The sequence below is a fragment of the Thermoplasmatales archaeon genome (genome assembly GCA_014361195.1).
Taxonomy (GTDB): Archaea; Thermoplasmatota; E2; order UBA202; family JdFR-43; genus JACIWB01.
Genome location: JACIWA010000026.1, coordinates 1 through 875 on the forward strand (window position 1 = coordinate 1; position 875 = coordinate 875).

An 875-nucleotide genomic window follows, 5' to 3' on the forward strand; every position below is an offset into this window, starting at 1 on the left:
AGATGATGGAATAGTTTTGCTGGGGAGAATATATGAAAAAGTATGGGTTGTTAAAATAGATAAAGAAGGAAATGAAATATGGAATAGAACTTTTAGAAGAAATTTGCGAGTGGAGGAATATGGAGGAAGCATTGCTGAAACTGAAGATGGATTTGTTATTGGAGGATATAGTGGAGCTAATTACTGGATAATTAAAATAGATAAAGAAGGAAATGAAATATGGAATAAAACATATGTAAGAGCAACTGAGGATTATGGAAAAAAAATTATAGCAACAAAAGATGGAGGATATGCGATGGTTGGAAATGCTTATAGTGATAATTCTGATATTTTAGTGATAAAAACAGATAAAGATGGGAATCTAGAATGGGAAAAAACTTTTGGTGGGGGACGTACAGAGCATGGAGATTCAATTCTGGAAACTGAAGATGGATATCTTATTTCTGGAATAACTGGATCTTATTCAACACTAGGAGATTGGGATTCATGGGTGATTAAAATAGATAAAAGAGGAAATGAAATATGGAATAGAACATATGGATGGGCGTTGTTTGAGATTAGGACTTATATAACAGAAGGTGAAGATGGATATATAATATATGGAGGAACTGAATATGCACCTGGGGGAAGTGCATATGTTATAAAAATAGATAAGGAAGGAAATGAAATATGGAAGAAAGGATATGGAGGAAGATTTGCCCAACTATTGGATGGTAAAAAAATCAAGGATGGATATATTTTAGCAGGTGATACAGATCTATTTGCAGTAGGAAGAAAGGATATGTGGGTTTTAAAAATAGATGAGAAAGGAAAAGAAATATGGAATAAAAGCTTTGGAACAAGATCACATGATAGAGCTTTTGCAATTGAAATTT

Annotated in this window: 1 protein-coding gene; it reads left to right on the forward strand. The window is 32.7% G+C overall.

The features are described 5' to 3' along the window. Positions 1-875 (forward strand): hypothetical protein (locus tag H5T44_06420; protein MBC7081853.1); only part of this gene is annotated, 875 nt, incomplete at both ends.